Genomic DNA, 20761 nt, shown 5'->3' with positions numbered 1-20761 from the left:
CCGTTGTTTTAATGCCGGTCACCCGGCACGGATCCGCCCCGGCCCCTCGGCCCGGGCTTCCTGCAGGGCCTCATCGGCGCGGCGCTGCCAGTGTTCCCACTCCTCACCCGGGGTCAGGGCCGCAACCCCGAAACAGGCACTCAGCGGCAGGGTTTCCTCCCGCTCCGCCATCAGGTCCGCCGCCCCGGTCAGGCCCGCCAGAAACGGCGGCAGGTCGCCATCATGGCGGCCATCCTGCACCGGCAGACGCAGCCCCTGTACCGCCGCCGCCAGCTTGCGGGCCAGCACCAGCGCCCCCTCTTCCGGGGTAGACCGGCAGATCAGGGTAAATTCCCCGGCACTGCTGCGGAACAGCGTATCCGTCCCCCGGCACAGATGCGACAGCGCCCCGGCAACCGCCATCAGCACCCGGTCCCCCGTGACGGCACCATAGCGTTCGTTCAGGCTGCGGAACCGGTCGAGGTTGACCACAATCATCGACAGATCCGGCTCGTCCCCCGCCGGGCGGCGGGCAGCCACCGCCGCCTCGTGCTGCAGGCAATCCTGCAGGGCCCGGCGGTTGCCTAGGCCGGTCAGCAGATCGGTCTGGCCCATCCGTTCCGCCATGGCCAGCGCCTCGGACAGTTCATGCGTGCGCAGGGCGACGCGGTCAGCCAGAAGCTGGCGTTCCTGATGCATCTGCTCGCAGGCCACCGCCAGCAGCAGCACGGTCAGGGCCAGACAGAGGATGATCCCGTTCAGACTGTCCACCGGCACATCGGCATCCATATCGCCGGGAAAAACCCTGTGCGCCGCCAGAATCATCAGCGCCAGCGACGAAAACCCGACCGCCAGCGCCACCCCCGGCAGGCGGTGGCGCAGCAGGGCCAGCGCGATCACCGGGGCCAGCAGGGTCAGCGCCTCCGGCACCTGCAGGGCCAGCCCGACCGGGGCCAGAGCCAGCAGACCGAAGCCCAGCGCCGCCCCGGCATCCTCACCCAGACCGCCATCGGTCCGGCGGGACATCACCGCCCGGATCAGGCCGGTCAGCGCCGGAGTCACCAGCACAATCCCCAGCGCGTCGGCAAGCGACACCTGCAGGGTATCCCACAGCAGCTGTGGCAGGCCCGTCAGCGGGACATACCCGCCGCTGCGGGCCAGCAGCACGAAAATCCAGCAGGTTGCCGCCGGGGCCACCAGTGCGGCCAGCACAAAGCGGCCGTAAACCGGCAGAGACCAGATCAGGGCAGGCTTATCGCCCCCCGGCCCCGCATCCCGCAGGGCGGTGGCAGAACCGCCCATCAGGCCATGCGGCCCGCACTGCCCCCACAGACGGGCGGCCAGCGCGGTCTGCACCATATCCACCGCCGCCACGGCCAGCAGCAGCAGCGTCGCGGCCGGTACCGGCAGATCAGACGGACGGGCGGCAAAAATACCGCTGACATTCACCAGCAGGGACCCCAACATCACCAGCGGCAGCCCCAGCCGGGTCCCCAGCATCCAGACAGCGGTCAGCCCCAGACCCGACGGCAGCCAGATCAGGGCCAGCCATGTCCCCGGCAGGGTGGTCAGGGCCAGCCCGGCATACCCGGCAGCCGTATAGCCTGCCAGCCAGAGGATGGCAGCGACAAGAGATGTCCCTGAAAACACAACCGATCGAGGCATCATACATCCTTTGCGGCCCGGCACCCGGCGGATCTGATCCGCCCGTCACCGTACCGTGGCGGCATCGCCGGCATCTGCATGCCTGCCGCCCATGGCCCCCGCCCGGGTGCATTGATCCGGCCCCGACAACCGCGCATCTGCCCGGGCACAGGATCAGATGCACTCTAGCATTTTCCCGAGGGCGGTAAAAACCAAATCTCCTCAAGGCTCTTGTTCAGACTCTTTTTATATTCGCGATAAAAAATAGTCCGGCGGAGAGATCCGCAGGGGCAGAGAGTGGACATCCCTCAGAATTGTTCCAATATACAGACTGTCCCTGTCTGTCCGGATTGCTCCGATGCCTGTTGCCCCTGCCGCCAGCCCCCCCACCCGCCAGCCCGGCGGCTGGTGCTTTGACACCACCTATCTCAGTCTGCCCGGACGGCTGTATGTGCGGCAGGCCCCGGTGCCGGTACGCGACCCGCAGATGGCGCTGTTCAACCGGCCTCTGGCCGCCGCCCTCGGGCTGAGCCTTGAAGACCTGCCGGAAGAGGATCTGGCCCGTCTGCTGTCGGGCACCACCGTCCCCGCCGGGGCCACCCCGCTGGCACAGGCCTATGCCGGGCATCAGTTCGGCCATTTTGCCCTGCTGGGGGATGGCCGGGCGATTCTGCTGGGCGAACACCTGACCCCGGACGGGCAGCGGGTGGACATCCAGCTGAAAGGGTCGGGGCGCACGCCGTTTTCCCGCCGGGGCGATGGCCGGGCCGCGCTGGGGCCGATGCTGCGGGAATTCATTCTGTCAGAAGCGATGCATGCCCTTGGCATCCCCACCACCCGCAGTCTGGCGGTCACCACCACCGGCGAGGCGGTGCTGCGCGACCATGTGCTGCCGGGCGCGGTGCTGGTGCGCACCGCCGCCAGCCACATCCGGGTCGGCACCTTTGAGTTTGCCGCCGCCCATACCGATCCTGCCACGCTGGAAGCCCTGATCCGCCACACGCTGGGCCGCCATTACCCCGGCCTTGTCCCCGACGGGGCCCCCGCCACAGAGGCAGCCGCCGCCCTGCTGACGGCGGCGATTGACCGCCAGTGCAGCCTGATCACCCACTGGCTGCGGGTCGGCTTCATTCACGGGGTGATGAACACCGACAACATGACCCTGTCGGGGGAAACCATTGATTACGGCCCCTGCGCTTTTCTTGATTCCTATGACCCGGCGACGGTGTTCAGCTCGATTGATCACGGGGGCCGCTATGCCTTTGGCAATCAGCCCGCCATTGCCCGCTGGAATCTGGCGCGGCTGGCCGAAACGCTGCTGCCGGTTCTGGCCCCCGGCGGCGACCTAACGTGGGTGCAGACCCTGTTTGACCGCCTGCCGGAGCAGTTTGACCGCCAGTGGCAGCAGTGCCTGACCGACAAATTCGGCCTGTCCGCCGATGCCCCGCGTGACCTGATCACCGCCGGGCTGGCGGCCATGCAGGCCGATGAGGCTGATTATACCAACACCTTCGCCGCCCTGACCGATGCCCGGCAGAAGCAGGAGCAGACGGGAACCGCCCCCTGCCCGTTCCACACCCCGGCCCTGCGCCGCTGGTATCAGGACTGGGCCGCCGCCGCCGCGCCGCCGGGCAGCGCCACCCGGATGGCCGCCGCCAACCCACGCCGCATTCCGCGCAACCATCAGGTCGAGGCCGTCCTGACCGCCGCCACCGAAACCGGCGACCTGCGGCCCTTACACCGCCTGCTGGAGGCCCTGACCGAGCCATACCGGGATGACCCGGACCACATCGCCTACACACTGCCCCCGGCCCCGCAGGAACGGGTGTACCAGACCTTCTGTGGTACCTGAGGGGGGGGGGGGCACCTGAGGGGGGGCCTGAGAAGGACGCCCCCGGACAGGGAGAACCCCTGATTGAAAGGATCTGTGCGTATGAAAAACAAAGCGCGTAATGCGCGATGAACCATGCGCACAACACATATGTGAATAGTGCTTTCGGGGGATACAGATACCCATATGATAAATATTACAATACCGGCATACCGCTCCGGGGTCCGGCCCTGCCGCATGGCAGGACCGCTTCCTTCGGGCAGGGAAGCCGGAACGGTTTCTTTTTAAAAAGGGGAAGGGTTCACACTGTGGATACGTCTGTCTACTCATCGTCCGCGCATCAGGCTGTAAACGTTCTCATGGGGGGAATTGACAGCACCGGAAGAGCGGAAGCCCTGTCCCTGTGCCGTATGGCCGGGGACAAAGTGGTCGCGCAGGTCCTGCACACGCTGGAGCCGGTGACCGCGCTGCGCCCGCTGCTGGACAATCCCCGCCTGCGGGACCTGCTGACCGGCCGGATTGCCCACTGGCAGGATCTGCTGTCCGGCACCGCGCCGGAAGCCTGTGCCGACGCCTCTGCCGCGCTGGGCACCCTGCAGGCCGACATCGGGCTGGAACCCTGCTGGAACCAGCTGATTCAGGGCCTGACCCTTGATTATCTGTCAGAGACCGCCGCCGCAGGCATTCACCTGATGCCGGGCCGGGTCGGGCGGGTTCTGGCCGCCCTGCACCGGGTGGCAACCGCCGATGCCATCTGCGCCCAGCAGGTCTACGCCTCCACCGTCGCCAGCGGCAAGGACGCGCTGGCGCGGCGGGAAAAATCGATCCAGATGCTGCGGATGATGGCCGAGGTGACGGCACAGGTGAACGACGCCACCGCCGTTCTGGCGGCGCTGATCCGCAACTCCTCAATCACCCGTCATTCGGGCGAGACCATCGCCTCTGCCGCGCAGGAGCTGGTCAGCAGCGCCGAGGAAATCGCCCGCAACAGCGATCAGGCCTCCAGCGAGGCCGGGCTGGCCGACCGGACCGTCGCCGACGCCGTGGTCAGCACCCAGAGCGCCCTGACCGCGATCGAAGATATCTCCCGCGCGGTCGCGGTGACGGCGGAATCGGTCGCTGATCTGGCCAACGCCGCTGAACAGATCGGTCAGATCCTCGGCACCATCGAGTCCATCGCCAGCAAGACCAACCTGCTGGCCCTGAATGCCACCATCGAGGCCGCCCGGGCCGGAGACGCGGGCAAAGGCTTCGCCGTGGTCGCCAACGAGGTCAAGACGCTGGCCAACCAGACCGCCCGCGCCACCGAAGACATTACCCAGAAGGTCCACGCCCTGCATTCCGGCATGAGCGATATCCGCGAGGCCATGACCCGCTCCACCAGTGCGGTGACCAGCGGCCAGTCGGCGATTGACACCATCCGCGATACCATGGGCGGCATCTCGCAGCAGGTGACGACCGTTAACCAGAAGGTCGGCGATATTTCCGCCATCCTCGGGCAGCAGCAGGTGGCCACCGGCGAAATTGCCGAAAACATCGCCGCCGTTGCCGACTTTGCCCGCCGCAATGCCGAAATGGTCGGCGATGTGTCAAAAAGCATTCAGGCCAGCAATGATCTGGTGGCCAGCAGTGCCAAAGACTGGTTTGTCGAAGGGTCGTCGCGCGGGCTGTGCGAAATCGCCAAGATCGACCACATCCTGTTCAAAAAGCGGGTGATCGACGTGCTGATGGGCCATGGCGACTGGCACAGCCACGCCGTGCCGGACCATCACCAGTGCCGTCTGGGCAAATGGTACGACACGGTGCAGGACCCCCGCATTGTCGGCACCCCGCTGTTCAGGGCGCTGGAAGACCCGCACAGCCGGGTCCATGCCGCCGCCAAAACCGCGCTGGATGCCCATCATGCCGGTGACCCCGAAGGGGCGCTGGCCGCGCTGGAAACCATGAACGCCGCCAGCCGCGACGTCCTGAACGGTCTGGACCGTCTGTCGCGGTCGATGGACTGAGGCCCCGGTCTGCCGCCGCCGCCCCCTTGTCACAGGGGCGGCGGGGCACGCAGGACCGGCAGAGACCCCTTGGTGAAACACCAGAAACCCCGTATTAAAGGGGGATGTTGTTTTCAGACACATAGCCTGACGGGATGCCGCGACCGTGACCGCCTTCCATCGCCATCTCGGGCGCAGTGTCAGGGGCCTTGCCCTGCTGCTGCTTGCCACTCTGGCCGGGGCCGTGGTCTTTCTGCTGGCAGACCGCCTGCGCCCGCTGCCACCGCCGCTGAAGCTCGCCAGTAACCAGTGGCTGGGCTACGAGCCGCTGTTTCTGGCACAGGATGCCGGGTCCCTGAACCCGAAGCTGGTGCGGCTGGCATCGCTGCCCTCCACCACCGAGGTGATCCGCGCCCTGCAACACGGGGTCGCCGATGCCGCCACCCTGACCCTGGATGAAACCCTGAGCCTTGCCGCCGCCGGGCTGCCCCTGACCGTGGTGGCGGTTGCCGATGTCTCCGCCGGGGCCGACGCGGTGCTGCTGCGCAGCGACCTGCCCGACGGGGCCCCCCTGCGCGGGCTGCGGATCGGATATGAAGGAACTGCTGTCGGGGCCTATGTCCTCAGCCGGTTTCTCCAGCACAACGGGATTGACCTGTCCTCCGTCAGCCTGTCGGTGGTCTCCCCCGATAATCACGCCGAGGCCCTGCGCACCCACACGCTGGATGCGGTGGTCACTTATGAACCGTTCATCACCCAGATGACCGGGCTGGCGCGGCCGGTGTTCACCTCCGCCGCGATCCCGGGGGAGGTGGTGGATGTGCTGGTTGTCCGCACCGATCTGCTGCGCCCCGAGGTCACCGCCCATCTGCGGCAGGTCTGGCTGGACGGGGTCAGCCGCCTGCTGTCCGGCGACCCGGCCCGGCTGGACGGCACCGGCCGCCGCCACGGCCTGACCCCGGCCATGCTGCGGCAGGCGCTGGAAGGGATCCGCTTTCCGGCCGCCACCGATCAGGCGGCGTACCTGAACGGCACGGTTCCGGCGCTGGGGCGGCAGGCCTCGGCCCTGTGGGCGGCGATGGAAAACACCCGGCTGATCCCCGCCGGGGCGCGGTTTCCGGCCCTGCCGTTTGCCCCGTGGCCGCTGCCCCCGGCCCCCACGCCACAGACGGGGGCCGCGCAATGACCGCAGTGAAACCGAAGCGGTCCCTGACCCTGTCGATCCGGGCCCGGATCGTGCTGATCCTGCTGGTGCTGGGGCTGGGGGGAGAACTGATCAAGTCAGGCTTTGACGGCCTGCGGATCACCCCGGAAGTCTCGGGGGAAGCAGAACGCACCATGCGGATTGCCCTGTACCGGGTTGACGGCCTTCTTGAACGCTTTCTGTCAGAAGGGCGGCACGATGACGCCCAGTGGATGGTGTCGATGCTGGCGGTGCGGGATGAAGACGTGCAGGCGGCGATCATCGACCAAGCGGGCATCCTGATCGCCGCCACCCGGCGCGAACAGATCGGGCTGCGCTGGCCGGATGTACAGGCCGGGTACGGCCTGTCCGGCTGGACTTCGACCGGTAATGTCCTGCAACCGCCGCCGGGGCTGGCGGCCCCGGCCACCACCCCGTCGGGCACGGTGCAGATTGTTGCCGGTCAGGGCAGCATCACCGGCATCACCCCGGTCTGTGTGCTGACCCGGCAGGGGATCCGGACGCCGCAATGCTTCACGTATGTCCAGTACGAAACCACCAGCGGGCGGCATGATGCGCTACTGACTGACCTGATCCGCGAGGCCATGGTGCGGGTGACGGTGGTGGTGGCGCTGGCGGTGCTGCTGTGGATGACACTGGGGATCTCGGTGGTGCGCCGGGCCCGGCTGATCGTCGATGCCGCCCGCGCTTTCCGGCAGGGCGACCTGCTGGCCCGCAGCAACGTGCGCGGCGAGGATGAACCGGGCCGGATCGGCGAGGCACTGGACGGCGCACTGGAACAGCTGGGCGCGATGACCCATCAGATCATCAATGCCTTCAGCACCAATACCCAGCACACCGACCCCTATACCGCCGGGCACGAATCCCGGGTGGCGGATCTGTGCGTGGCGCTGGGCCGGGCAATGGGGCTGGGCCGGCCCCGTCTGGAAGGGCTGGAGATCGCCGCCCGCACCCATGATATCGGGCAGGCCCGGATTCCGTCTGAAATTCTGCTCAATCCCCGTAAACTCGGGCCGCTGGAGTTTGCCTTCATCCGCCAGCACCCCGATGTGGGGGCCGACATTCTCGGCGGCATTGATTTTCCGTGGCCGGTGGCGGAAATCGTCCGCCAGCATCATGAAAATTACGACGGCACCGGCTATCCCCGGGGCCTGCGCGGGACCGGAATCCTGCTGGAAGCGCGGATCCTGCGGGTCGCCGACATGATGGAATCCCTGACCTCGCACCGCCCGTTCCGCCCGGCGCTGCCGTGGGTGGAAGCGCTGGAGATCATCCGGTCTCAGGCCGGAAAGGCACTTGACCCCGATGTTGCCAGCGCCTGCATCCGGCTGGTCACCGCCGGCGGCTACCGCTTTCCGCAGCTGTCCGACGCCCCGTCCCCGGCGGGACAGCCGCAGCCGGTGCCGCTGCCGGACCTGCTGCCCCAGACCATGGCCCCGCCCCGGCTGACACCGGTGGCGCAGACCACCGAACCGGCGGTCCACAGTGCCATGCGCCAGACCATCGAAGCCCTGTCGGCAGCGCTGGAATCCCGCGACCCCTACACCGCCGGGCATGAACGGCAGGTGGCGGCGATTGCGGTGGCGATTGCCGGACGGATGGGGCTGGACCCCTTCCGGATCGAGGGGCTGGGGCTGGCCGCCACGGTGCATGACATCGGCAAGATCCAGATTCCGCTGCGGATTCTGTCCAAACCGGGGCGGCTGTCGGATATCGAGTTCAACCTGATCAAGACCCACCCGGCCGTCGGCTATGACATCCTGCGCACGCTGAACCTGCCGTGGCCGGTGGCCGATATGGTGTATCAGCACCACGAATACCTCGACGGCTCCGGCTATCCCTGCGGCCTCAGCGGTGACGAAATCATGCTGGAAGCCCGGATCCTGACCGTTGCCGACATTGTGGAATCCATGTCCTCCCCCCGGCCATACCGCCCGGCGCTGGGCCTGAACGCGGCCCTGCAGGAGCTGCGCCGCCTGCGCGGCACCAGACTGGATGCCACCGTGGTTGACGCCTGCCTGTCGCTGTACGAAGACGCCGGGCCCCCGCTGCGCTGACGGCGGTTTCCGTCAAAACGTATCCATCCGGCGTGGATCTGTTTATTCCCCCACATCCAAAGTCACCGCACACTCTGAGACATCTGTGGAAATCCCTTCGGGCCGTGATGGCCCTGTGGCGACGAGGCACTCCCCCATGTCCAGACTTACCCTGTCGGTCAACGGCAAACCCCAGACCGTTGACGTTGACCCCGAAACCCCGCTGCTGTGGGTTCTGCGCGATACCCTGATGATGACCGGCACCAAGTTCGGCTGCGGCGTCGCCGCCTGCGGGGCCTGTACCGTCCATCTCGACGGGGTGCCCGCCCGCGCCTGCCAGACCCCGGTCGGCGATGTCGGCACCGCCGCCATCACCACCATTGAAGGGGCCGCCGCCAGCGTCAGGACCGATAAGGTCGCCGCCGCCGTACAGTCGGCCTGGCAGGATTCTGACGTGGTGCAGTGCGGCTACTGTCAGTCCGGCCAGATCATGGCCGCCATCGGCCTGCTGCGCGAAACCCCGAAACCGACCGACGCCGACATTGATGCCGCGCTGAACGGCAACCTCTGCCGCTGCGCCACCTATGTCCGCATCCGTGCCGCCGTGCACCTTGCCGCCACCCGGCTGGAGGCGTAACACCATGACTCATCAGCCGACCGACACCGAAACCCTCTCCGCCACCGGCCTGTCGCGCCGGGGCTTTCTGAAAGGCGCCGCCACCGCCGGGGCCGCCGCCCTGACGCTGGGGATCACCGCCCGGGGGGTGCTGGCCGCCGCCCCGGCAGTGCGCGATGCCGCCTTCAACCCCTTCGTCAGCATCGGCAGTGACGGCACCGTCACCGTCATCGCCAAACACTTCGAGATGGGTCAGGGCACCACCACCGGCCTGACCACTCTGGTGGCGGAAGAGCTGGACGCCGACTGGGCGCAGATGAAATCGGCCTTCGCCCCGGCGGATAACAGCCGCTATGCCAACAGCCTGCTCGGGGCGCAGGGCACCGGCGGATCGACGGCCATCGCCAATTCCTACCTGCAATACCGTCAGGCCGGGGCCGCTGCCCGCGACATGCTGGTCCGCGCCGCCGCCGCCCGCTGGAAGGTCAGGCCAGAGGCGATCACCATCCGCGACGGCATCCTGACCGCCGGGAAAAAGCGCGGCACCTTCGCCGATTTCGTCAAAGATGCCGCCGCGCTGACCCCGCCGCAGACCCCGGCGCTGAAAACCCCGGATCAGTTCCGCCTGATCGGTGTTGACCACGCCGCCGCCCGCAAGGGCCACACCGGCCCGGGCCGGAAAGACGGCACCGGCAAGACCGACGGCAGCGCCCGGTTTGCCATGGATGTGCATCTGCCCGGCATGGTCTATGCCGTGCTGGTCCGCCCGCCGCAGTTCGGGGCCACCCTGACCGGCTTCGATGACAGTGCCGCCAAAGCCCTGTCCGGCTTTGTCGCCGCCCATGCCCTGCCCAACAAGGCCGGGGTGGCGGTGTTCGCCCGCTCCACCTGGCAGGCGTTCAAGGCACGGGATGCCATCACCGCCCAGTGGGATCTCAGCAAGGCCGAGGGCCGCAGCAGCGCCGATATCACCGAAGCCCTGCGTCAGGCCGCCGCCCGGGCAGAGCTGCCGGTGCAGAACGGCCCGCGCCGGGCCGACATCACCGCCGCCGTCAGTGGCGCGGCACGGAAGATCGAGGCGGAATTCTCCGTCCCCTTCCTCGCCCACGCCCCGATGGAACCGCTGAACTGCGTGATCGAGCCGACCGCCACCGGCGTGCGGGTGCATGACGGCTGCCAGTTCCCCGCCATCACCCTGCCGACGGTTGCCGCCATCCTCGGCCTGAAGCCGGAGCAGGTCGAGATCACCACCCTGTTCGCCGGGGGCTCGTTCGGGCGGCGGGCGACCCCGACCTCGGATTATCATGCCGAAGCGGCGATGGCCTTCGCCCTGATGGGCGGCAAGACCCCGGTCAAACTGGTCTGGAGCCGCGAAGATGACATCAAGGGCGGCTATTACCGCTCCGCCGCCCTGCACAGCGCCAGCATCGGCCTGACCGCTGACGGCAGCATCGCCGGCTGGGATCACCGCATCGCCACCAAGTCGATCCTGAAGGGCAGCCCGTTCGAGGCGGTGATGGTCCATAACGGTATCGACGAAACATCGGTCGAAGGGGTGAAGGGCAGCCTTTACACCCTGCCGGACATGGCCATCGCCCTGACGGACTTCGTCACCCCGGTGCCGGTGCTGTGGTGGCGGTCGGTGGGCCACACCCATACCGCCTTTGTGATGGAAAGCCTGATCGACATGGTCGCCGCCGCCACCGGGAAAGACCCGGTGGAAACCCGGCTGGCCCTGCTGACCCCGGCGGCACCGACACCCCAGCAGGCCCGCATGGCTGCCGTGGTGCGAGCCGCCCGCGATCTGGCAGGCTGGGGGCAGCCGGTGGCCGCCGGTAAGGCCCGGGGCTTTGCCAGCCATCTGTCGTTTAACACCTATGTCGCGATGGTGGTCGATATCACTGTTGACGGCACCAAGGTGCATGTCGATCACGTCCACGCCGCCGTTGACTGCGGGGTGGCGGTCAACCCCGACGTGATCCGCGCCCAGATCGAAGGCGGGGTCGGCTACGCCCTGTCCGCCGCCCTGCGCGGCGAGATCACGCTGGACAAAGGGCAGGTCGCACAGTCCAATTTCCCGGACTATGAACCGCTGCGCCTGAGCGAAATGCCGGAAATCTCGGTGCGGATCGTCGCCTCGGCCGAGGCACCGTCCGGCATCGGGGAACCCGGTGTGCCGCCGGTGGCCCCGGCCCTGGCCAACGCCCTGTTTGCCGCCACCGGCAAGCGGGTCACCACCCTGCCGTTCAGCGCTGCCGGGTTCAGTTTCGTTTAAGATCACCGTTCGTTTAAGATCACCGTTCGTTTAAGATCACCGGTGAAGGAGACGCCCATGGTACCCCGGAAAGTGCATTTCAGCTCACTGGCGGAAATGGCGGAAACCATGGGCTTTCCCCCGCCGGAACACCCGATGGTGGCGGTGGTGCGGCTGGATGGCCCCACCACCGACAACCCCGCCTACCGCGCCTGCGCCGAGCAGGGCGTCACGTTTTCCAACGACTTCTATTCAATCGCCATCAAGCGGATCGTCTCGGGCGAGATGCACTACGGGCGCACCCGCTACGACTTCAGTAACGGCTCGATGATGTTCACCGCCCCGCGTCAGGAAATCACCTGTACCGATGTGGTGATGTCCGCCGATGCCATCATGATCCACATCCACGAAGACTTCCTGCTGGGCAGCGAACTGCGCGAAACGGTGCGCCGCTACGGCTTTTTCTCCTACGCTGTTAACGAGGCCCTGCACCTGTCCCCGAAGGAAGAGGCGACGGTGCGCGGCCTGATGGCCTCAATCCATACCGAATACAGCAGCAACCCCGACGAATTCACCCGCGACCTGCTGCTGGGGCAGATCAGCACCCTGCTGAAATACGCTGACCGCTTCTATAAACGGCAGTTCCTCAACCGCTCCATCGCCCCGGGCAGCCTGCTGACCCGCTTCACCAGCGCCCTGCAGGAGTATTTTTCCAGTGGCCGTCTGGAGTCGGACGGTGCCCCCCGCGTTGAGGCCATTGCCGCCCTGCTCGGCGTCTCCGCCCGTTATCTCAGCGATGCCCTGCGGGCGGAAACCGGGCGCGGGGCCACCGACCACATCCATCAGTTCCTGCTCGACGAAGCCCGCGACCTGCTGCTGCGGCCGGAACTGTCGGTCGCCGAGGTGTCTTACCGGCTCGGTTTTGAATATCCGCAGTATTTCTCCCGCCTGTTCCGCAAGAAAGTCGGGATGAGCCCCAGCGAATACCGCGAACGCACCCCACGGCACTGACAGAACAGTCCGGGAAAATATGGCTGTTCATACAGTTTTGCGGGTATTTCCGACTATGGCGCTTGACCATTCAGTCAAACGGCGGTTCCCTTGAGGAAGAGAGGCCGCCAAGGCCTTATCCCCTGCGGGAGGGCCGCCGATGACGGAAACACCCGTTCACCCCGTAACACTGCCACAGGTCCGCACAGTTCTGGATCATGCCCCGGTCGGTGTCCTGATCGCGGATGTGAACTCGCGGATCCTTTACGCCAATCATACCCTGCACCGGATGCTGGGGCACCCACCGGGCAGCCTTTCCGGCCAGCCGCTGACTGACCTGCTGCCCGACGGCCTTGGCCAGCCCCACGCCGGGCTGGTGCGGATGTTTCTCGACGCGCCGCGCCAGCGCCAGATGGGGGCCGGTAAGCCGCTGTATGCCCGCCATGCCGACGGCCACCCGGTCACGGTGGAAATCGCCCTGTGCCCGGTTGATTACGACGGGCAGGCCGCCGCCATGGCCTATGTCTCTGACGTGTCGGTGATGCGTCTGGCGCAGATGCAGTTCGGGCAGGTGGTGGCGGCCATGCCGCAGGGGGTGTTGCTGATCGATACCGACGGGATGATCCGCCTGACCAATCCGGTGGCCGAGCAGCTGTTCGGTTATGACAGCGGCGCGCTGATCGGTCAGCCTCTGGACACCCTGATTCCCACCCGCTACCGCTCCGGCCACCGGGGCCTGATGACCGCCTACGCCGCCGATGCCACCCCGCGCATGATGGGGCAGGGCCGCGACCTGACAGGTCTGCACCGTTCGGGAGAGGAGTTTCCGGTTGAGATTGCCCTCAGCCGTCTTGATACCCCGGCAGGCATGCGGCTGCTGGCGATTGTCAGCGACATTTCCGCCCGCAAGCGCGCCGAATCCGCCCTGCGCCAGACCAACGCGCAGCTGGAAGAGTTCACCTATGTCGCCTCGCACGATCTGCGGTCGCCGCTGCGGGGCATTGCCGATCTTCTGGGCTGGATCCGCGAGGATCTGGGGGATCTGCCCCTGCCGGAAGCGGTCACCACCAACTTTGACCGGATCGCGGTCCGGGTGGAGCGGGCGGAACGGATGATCGACGACCTGCTGGAGTACGCCCGCGCCGGGCAACGTACCCTGCGGCAGGAAGAAATAGACCCTGCCCAGCTGATTGATGACGTGCTGGCACTGGCATCAGTCCCCGATGACTTCCGGGTGGAGCTGGATCTGACCGCAACGCCCCTGACCACCTGGCGCACCCCGCTGGCGGCCAGCCTGCATAATCTGGTCACCAATGCGGTCAAGCACCGGGGGGAAGGTCAGGGCCATATCCGCATCACCGCCCGCGATGAGGGGCGCTACGTGGTGTTCAGCGTTGAAGATGATGGTCCCGGCGTCCCCGATTCGGCGCGGGAACGGATCTTCCGGCTGTTTCACCGGGCGACCTCAACCGTGCCGGGGCATGGGGTCGGTCTGGCAGTGACCCGCCGGATGATCAATGCCCATGACGGTATGATCTCTGTCACCGGCCATGGCGCGCTGGGCGGGGCCTGCTTCACCGTCCACTGGCCCCGCATCGCCCTGCGGGATACTCCGGAAGGGGGACTATCATGACGGCTGCCCCGCTCAATCCCTGCTCTGTCCTTCTGGTCGATGATGATGATGTCGCGGTGGAAGGGGTGCTGCGCAGTTTCCGCAGTCACGGCATCACCTGCCCGACCGTGATTGCGGTTGATGGCATGGAGGCGCTGGAAATCCTGCAGCACCGCCATCCGTCAAAAGACATTACCGAACCGTTGGTGGTGCTGCTGGATCTGAACATGCCGCGTATGGACGGCTTTGAGTTTCTTGAGGCCCTGCGCGCCGACCCGGTGCTGAAGCGTACCGTGGTGTTTGTGCTGACTACGTCCGGGCGGGAAGCCGACCGGACCCGCGCCTACAACGGCCATATTGCCGGATACATGATCAAATCTGCCGTGGGTCCGCAATTTTCGCTGCTGGCTGAGTTTCTGCAGAAATACACCCGCTCTGTCACCCTGCCCTGAAATCCCCCCAACCGGGAGGTCTGCCGTTGGAAACAGCTCTGATACGGGATCCGGAGATCCACGCCCTGCTGATTGAGGACGACGATGTGGACCGCGAACGGCTGGTCCGTATGCTGCGGCGTACGGCCCATTCCATCCGGGTGCAGGAAGCCCCATCGAAGTCTGAGGCCCTGACCGAGCTGCATGAGAAGAAGGTTCTGTTTTCCTTCGTATTTCTCGATTTTCAACTGGAAGACGGCGATGGCCGCGACCTGCTGCCCGACATCTGGGAAAGCATCGGCCCCGACTGCGTGGTGGTGGCGGTCACCGGCAACGGCAGCGACACCAGCGCCGCCGAGGCAATCAAGCTCGGCATCCACGAATATCTGTCAAAACTGGACCTGACCAGCGACCGCGTCGCCCAGACCATCGACGAAGGGCTGAAGTGGCGGCAGATGCGCGAGGATGTGCGCCGGACGGAGGAAACACTGCGCCACCGCAGCCTGCATGACCCGCTGACCGACCTGCACAACCGCCATGTTTTCCTCGACCGGCTCGACCACAACTGTATGCAGGTCAGGCGCGATCATCATCCGTTCGCGGTGCTGATGATCGACCTTGACCGCTTTAAGGAGGTCAACGACCAGTTCGGCCATGCCGCCGGGGACCGTCTGCTGATTGACGTCGCCGGTCGCCTGCGGGCCAATGTGCGGGAGGTCGATACCGTCGCCCGGCTGGGCGGTGACGAATTTGCCATCCTGCTGGAAGATGTCCACAGCGCCGACGCCGCCCTGATGCTGGGCCGCAAGCTGGTCGGCCTGCTGGAACGCCCCTATGCCGGGGATCAGGGGGTGATGCGCATCGGCGCTTCGGTCGGGGTCGCCCTGTGTCCGGTTCATGGCACCGATCCGTCGCTGCTGCTGCGCCGGGCTGACAACGCCATGTACCGGGCCAAGCGTGGGATCGAAAAAGTACAGATCCATGACCATCTTGGCTCAGACAACGACAACCAGCCCGACAGTATCCTGCTGCTGGGGGAAATTGAACAGGCGCTGGAAACCCGGCAGTTTACCTGGTTCTGGCAGCCAAAAGTCCATCTGCGGGACGGGCGGCTTCTGGGGTTCGAGGCACTGGCCCGCTGGCCGCATCCGGTGCATGGCATGATCCCGCCGGACCGCTTTATCGGCGCGCTGGAGCAATCGCCGCTGCTGCCGCGCTTTACCGCCGTCAGTATTGACTGCGTTCTGGCGCAGCTTGCCGAGGTCGCTCCGCTGATCGGCGACGCGACCGTCTCGATCAACATTTCCGCCCGCATGCTGGAATCGCCGCCGTTTGTCGATGATCTGCTGGCGGCGGTAAAGCGCCACGGGGTTGCCCCGGCCAGAGTCATGCTGGAGCTGACCGAAACGGCCCTGCTGGGCAACCCGGTACAGGCGGCCCGGGTGGTCGAACGGCTGGCGGAAGCCGGTATTGCGCTGGCAATTGATGATTTCGGGGCCGGGTTTACCTCGTTCAGCACCCTGCGGGATTTCCGGGTCAAGGAAATCAAGATTGATAAAAGCTACATCCTGACTCTGGGCGACAGCCGTTTCGACCGCTCGCTGGTGCGCAGTCTGGTGGTGTTCTGCGACTCCCTCGACATCAATCTTCTGGCAGAAGGGGTGGAAACCGAGACCTGCCGGCAGACCCTGATCGAACTGGGGTGCAACCACGGGCAGGGGTTCGGCCTGTGCCGCCCCCTGCCCTTTGAGGCCGTTCCGGGCTGGGTCCGCGACCGGGGGCCGCTTACGCCGTGACCGTGACCACCGTCATCATCCCCGCCGCCATATGCAGCAGATTATGGCAGTGCAGCGGCCAGTCGCCCGGCTGACCGGCGGTAAATGCCACCGTCACCCGCCGCCCCGGCGGCACCAGCACGGTATCGCGCACCGCCCCGGCCAATGCCTTGCCATCAAGGGCGATGACCTGAAAATGATGGCCGTGCAGATGCATGGGGTGCGACATGCCGCTGACATTGTCAAACGTCAGCTCCACCCGCTGCCCGGCCTTCAGGGCCAGCGGCGCATGCTGGCCCCAGCTACGGTCATCAAGGGACCAGACATAGGGCATCATCGACCCGGTCAGCCGCAGTGACAGGCGGGTTGCCGCCGCAGCGGCGGGCAGCGGTGTCAGCGCCTTCAGGCGGCTTTCCAGCACCAGATCCAGCGGCGGGGCCGCCGGGCCGTCCTGCCCGGCCAGACGGGCGATTTTTGCGCCTTTCGGGGCCAGAATCACCCCGGTGCGGTGGTTGCTGCCTTCCCGCCGGGCCAGCACCGGCACCACGCCGGACCCCGCCTTCGGGATGGTCAGCAGCAGGTCAAGGCGCTGCCCCCCGGCCAGCGGAAACCGGCTGCCCGGCAGCGGCTGGACCGGGGTACCGTCCACCGCCACCACCTCGGCGGAAACCGCTCCGGTCTCGATCCAGAACGCGGTGGAAGTCGCCCCGTTGATGATCCGCAGCCGCACCCGCTGCCCGCGTTCCACCGTCACCACCTGCGGGTCATCCAGCGTGCGGTCATTGGCCAGATAGGCGTCATACTCGACGTCGTTCAGGTCCGGCCCGGCCCCCCCGCCATGATCCATGCCGGGCATGCTCATTCCTGACTGGCCCATTCCGGGCATCGCCCCGTGCCCCATGGCGGCGTGATCCATACCCGCCATCGGGGCTGATGACTGTGACGGGGCTGACGGGCTGCCGTGGCTCATCGCCCCGTGATCCATGCCTTTCATCAGGCCGGACAGGATCTCCTGCGGATCGCGGAAGGTAAAATCGTGCAGCAGCACCGTCACCTCCTGCACATCGGCGCGCAGGTCATCGGCGGTCCGGACCACCAGCGGGGCCGCCATCAGCTGCTGCTCCTGCAGGCCGAAGTGGGAATGCATCCAGTGGGTGCCCGGCTGCAGGGCATACTCATAGGGCGCGGTGGCGGCATCGGCCAGCGGAGTGACCCCGTTCAGGCCCGGCACCCCATCCTGATCCGGCGGCGGGATCTGGCCATGCCAGTGCAGGCTGGCGGCCTCTCCCGCCCGGTTGGTCAGGCGCACGGCAAAGCGGTCTTCCGGCCCGAAGGTCAGGCCGGACGCCCCGGCCCCGTCAACGATGCCGAAAACAGATGCCGCCCGGCCCCCGACCTCCAGCGTGCGGCGGGTGATCGTCAGATCCCGCAGCGGCGCGGCGGCACGGGCGGGGATGGGGGACAGCACAGACAGAACAGCGGACGGGGCAGCCGCAGCGGCAAGCGCCCCGGAACCGGCCAGCAGAATCTGGCGGCGGGAAAATGTCATGGGAAAAACCCTCTGGATCAGAAAAACCGGTACGACAGGCCCGGACCCCCGTCACGGACGGCAGGCCACAGGCCGCTGGGTCTGTTCAGATCCGGGCAATCGGCGGGCGCTGACCGGGGGAAACGGTCAGTCCCTGCGGCGGGCGGGACGGCAACGGCCCCAGCCGCTGCGCCTGCGCTGCCGGAGCGGGCAGTTGCAGCAGGGCGACCGGCCAGCCGCCGCAGGCCTGCGGGCAGCTCATCAGGCCACCTTTCAGACTGGCTGTCTTCCCCCCGGCAGCATGGTCGCAGCAGGGCATATCCCCGGCCCCGGCCATAACAGCCACCGGCCCCGATACCAGAACCGGCGGGGCTGCCGCTGCCATCATCCCGCCGTTCAGCAGCACGGCACACAGGCCCAGCAGCACCAACAGCAGACGAATCCCGCGCGGCTGCATAGCACGCAGGAAAAACACGTCTGACGGGAGGCGACGGAAGGGCATTGTGACATCCGGCAACGGGAAACCTGCTTTCATATTATGTCTGTACGGTCTGAATGCAATAACCAATCGGGGATTTTATGGCCCCATCACCACCCTATACGGAAAACGATGCGAACAGATCTCATTTTCTCATTCTGCTACAAAGACATAGTCCATCGGACGCATATCGCTGCATCAGACTCTTTTGATAGGATTATGAAATCAGTTGTGCAACCGCTGCGCCTGCCGTCCGGTACGGCAGGGTGCGGTGGCGGCAGCTCAGAAAATCAGAAGGTGGCCCCCGAAGGGCCGCGGCGGTCCGAGGAGAGTCCCCAAATGTCCCATCCCCCTGTCCCCCGGCGCACCACCCTGCTGACGCGGATCCTGACCACCCTGACCCTGTCCGTGCTGACCATCATCCTCGGGCTGGCCGCCTATGTGGACCGGCATCAGAAGGCCGATATCACCCGCAGCATCGACAGCTACATGGCGGGCATCGGCGGCAGTACGGTAACGGGGCTGGAAAACTGGCTGGCCGGCCGTGAACGGCTGGTCGAGATGGCCGCGCAGGCCATGGCGCGGGAGCCGGACTCCTCGGCCTATCTGACCATTCTGAAATCCAAGGCCCTGACCGACACCTTCGACATCTCCTATGTCGGCCTGCCGGACGGTAAGTTCATTTTCTGGCCGGAAGACACCTTCCCCGCCGGGTTCGATCCCCGGACCCGCCCGTGGTACAAGATGGCCAGCGACACCAAAGGCACCATCCTGACCCCGCCGTTCATCCGGCAGGCCACCAAGGCACTGGGCATGACCTTCGGCGCCCCGATCCTGCGCGACGGGCAACTGCTGGGCGTGGTCGGCGGCACCTTCAATATGAAGACCCTGTCGGCCACCATCAGCGCCATCACTCTCGACGGTCTGGGCTATGCCTTCATCATCGACGAAAAGGGCGTCATCCAGCTCCACCCGAAAGCCGAGATGGTCACCAAGGGTCTGGCCGATGAATTCACCGGTCTGACCCCGGCGGTCGGTAAAGAGATGCAGGCGGCACAGGGCAATGGCAAGGACTGGCTGGTCCGCTTTACCCCGCTGCAGATCCCCGGGCGGACCTGGCAGCTGGTGACGGTGATTGATCAGGATCTGGCCTATCAGCCGCTGACCGAGTTCCGCATGGTGGCCCTGTTTGTTGCTCTGGGCGGTCTGGCGGCGCTGCTGCTGATCAACCATCAGGCCCTGACCCGGATGGTCGCCCGCCCGGTGCGGGAAATGACCGCCACCATGGAAGATCTGGCCAACGGCAACCTGAGCGTCACCATCCCCGGGGCCGGGCGCACCGACGAAATCGGCGCGATGGCGGCAACGGTTGAGGTGTTCCGCCGCAATGCGGTCGAACGGACCCGCCTTGAGGCCGAACAGGCCGCGGCCTCTGCCGCCCGCGAAGAACGCGGCAAACGGATTGAGGCCCTGATCTCCGGCTTTGACCGCGATATGGTCGACGTGCTGAACCTCGTCACCTCAGCCGCCACCGAGCTGGAGGCCACCGCACAGGCCCTGACCACCACCGCCGACCGCTCCGCCGGGGATGCGACCACCGCCGCCGCCGCCACCGAACAGGCCTCGGTGAACGTGCAGAGCGTCGCCCAGTCCACCGACCTGCTGGCCGCCTCCATCGACAATATTTCGCGCAGTGCCGGGCAATCGCGGGAAGTGGCGGAGCAGGCGATGGAAGCCGCCCGCAAAACCGACAGCACCGTCCGGTCACTGGTGGAAACCACCGACCGCATCAGCCAGATCGTCAATCTGATCAACGATATCGCCAGCCAGACCAACCTGCTGGCCCTGAATGCCACCATCGAGGCCGCCCGCGCCGGGGAAGCCGGCAAAGGCTTCGCCGTGGTCGCCAACGAGGTGAAAAGCCTTGCCAATCAGACCAGCAAGGCCACCGAGGATATCACGTCCCAGATCTCTGCCATCCAGAAGGTGTCGGATGAGGTCGCCGGGGCAATCCGCGATATCGCGGAGGTCATCACCGACGTCAACACGCTGGCAGGCAATATCTCTGCGGCGGTCGAAGAACAGGGGAACTCCACCCGCGAAATCGCCCGCAACGTGGCGGAAGCCGCGCGCGGCACGCAGGATGTGGCCCAGAGCGTGATCAGCGTGACCGACGGGGCGCGGGAAACCGGGGACAACGCCGGTCAGGTGCTGGCCGCCGCCGCTGAACTGTCCCGCCAGTCTGAACAGATGCGCGAGCAGGTCAGCCACTTCTTCCACCAGATCCGCAGCGCCTGACAAGATTCCCGAAGGCCCGGAACGGGCCTTCGGTCTTTTGTTTGTTTGGTCCCTCAGGCGGCGGGCGCGGGCATCCGCCCGCTTGCCTCACGCGCGAATG

14 protein-coding genes are annotated in these 20761 nt (G+C 66.5%); 11 read left to right on the top strand and 3 right to left on the bottom strand.

The features are described 5' to 3' along the window. Positions 1-18: 18 nt before the first annotated feature. Complete coding sequence (locus tag G365_RS24445; RefSeq protein WP_155976107.1) at positions 19-1647, bottom strand: GGDEF domain-containing protein; 1629 nt, start codon at positions 1645-1647, stop codon at positions 19-21. Positions 1648-1981: 334 nt separating this feature from the next. On the opposite strand from G365_RS24445, the gene G365_RS0103435 reads away from it, so the two are divergent. From G365_RS0103435 to G365_RS0103390, 10 genes are all read left to right on the top strand, one after another. Then, positions 1982-3475, top strand: a complete 1494-nt coding sequence (locus tag G365_RS0103435) for a protein adenylyltransferase SelO (protein WP_019644108.1) — start codon at positions 1982-1984, stop codon at positions 3473-3475. A gap of 338 nt (positions 3476-3813) precedes the next feature. Next, the gene (locus tag G365_RS20155) at positions 3814-5460 is read left to right on the top strand and encodes a methyl-accepting chemotaxis protein (protein ID WP_019644107.1); all 1647 of its coding nucleotides are present in this window, start codon (positions 3814-3816) and stop codon (positions 5458-5460) included. Between the two features lie 145 nt (positions 5461-5605). After that, entirely contained in the window at positions 5606-6625 is a 1020-nt protein-coding gene (locus G365_RS20150; protein WP_019644106.1) for an ABC transporter substrate-binding protein, read from the top strand. Beyond that, positions 6622-8700, top strand: coding sequence for an HD-GYP domain-containing protein (locus G365_RS24055; RefSeq protein ID WP_019644105.1), 2079 nt, complete (start codon positions 6622-6624; stop codon positions 8698-8700). Before G365_RS20150 ends, G365_RS24055 begins: the two co-directional genes overlap by 4 nt. Before the next feature lie 136 nt (positions 8701-8836). Then, on the top strand, positions 8837-9316 hold the full coding sequence (locus tag G365_RS0103415; RefSeq protein WP_019644104.1) for a (2Fe-2S)-binding protein: 480 nt from the start codon (positions 8837-8839) through the stop codon (positions 9314-9316). A gap of 4 nt (positions 9317-9320) precedes the next feature. Continuing rightward, positions 9321-11570: a xanthine dehydrogenase family protein molybdopterin-binding subunit gene (locus tag G365_RS0103410; protein WP_019644103.1), complete on the top strand. Its 2250-nt coding sequence runs from the start codon at positions 9321-9323 to the stop codon at positions 11568-11570. A 57-nt stretch (positions 11571-11627) separates the two neighbouring features. Then, positions 11628-12560 carry a helix-turn-helix domain-containing protein gene (locus G365_RS0103405; RefSeq protein WP_019644102.1) on the top strand — a complete coding sequence of 311 codons (933 nt, stop codon included), beginning with the start codon at positions 11628-11630 and terminating at the stop codon, positions 12558-12560. A gap of 139 nt (positions 12561-12699) precedes the next feature. Further along, positions 12700-14172 (top strand): PAS domain S-box protein, encoded by a 1473-nt coding sequence (locus tag G365_RS0103400; RefSeq protein WP_019644101.1) that lies wholly within the window; start codon positions 12700-12702, stop codon positions 14170-14172. Next, positions 14169-14603, top strand: coding sequence for a response regulator (locus G365_RS0103395; protein ID WP_019644100.1), 435 nt, complete (start codon positions 14169-14171; stop codon positions 14601-14603). Before G365_RS0103400 ends, G365_RS0103395 begins: the two co-directional genes overlap by 4 nt. A gap of 26 nt (positions 14604-14629) precedes the next feature. After that, the gene (locus G365_RS0103390) at positions 14630-16378 is read left to right on the top strand and encodes a putative bifunctional diguanylate cyclase/phosphodiesterase (protein ID WP_019644099.1); all 1749 of its coding nucleotides are present in this window, start codon (positions 14630-14632) and stop codon (positions 16376-16378) included. Here G365_RS0103390 and G365_RS0103385 read toward each other — a convergent pair. After that, the gene (locus tag G365_RS0103385) at positions 16368-17906 is read right to left on the bottom strand and encodes a multicopper oxidase family protein (RefSeq protein WP_019644098.1); all 1539 of its coding nucleotides are present in this window, start codon (positions 17904-17906) and stop codon (positions 16368-16370) included. The genes G365_RS0103390 and G365_RS0103385 overlap by 11 nt on opposite strands. 85 nt (positions 17907-17991) lie before the next feature. Further along, positions 17992-18387: a hypothetical protein gene (locus G365_RS0103380; protein WP_019644097.1), complete on the bottom strand. Its 396-nt coding sequence runs from the start codon at positions 18385-18387 to the stop codon at positions 17992-17994. A gap of 315 nt (positions 18388-18702) precedes the next feature. Here G365_RS0103380 and G365_RS22640 point away from each other — a divergent pair, with 315 nt between their 5' ends. Further along, a complete protein-coding gene (locus G365_RS22640; protein WP_019644096.1) occupies positions 18703-20661 on the top strand; it encodes a methyl-accepting chemotaxis protein in 1959 nt (652 codons plus the stop codon). Positions 20662-20761: the final 100 nt, after the last annotated feature.

This window comes from Novispirillum itersonii subsp. itersonii ATCC 12639, from assembly GCF_000381985.1.
GTDB classification, from domain to species: domain Bacteria; phylum Pseudomonadota; class Alphaproteobacteria; order Rhodospirillales; family Rhodospirillaceae; genus Novispirillum; species Novispirillum itersonii.
Note: the sequence above shows the minus strand (reverse complement) of the source record. Positions and strands in the feature narration are given on the sequence as shown.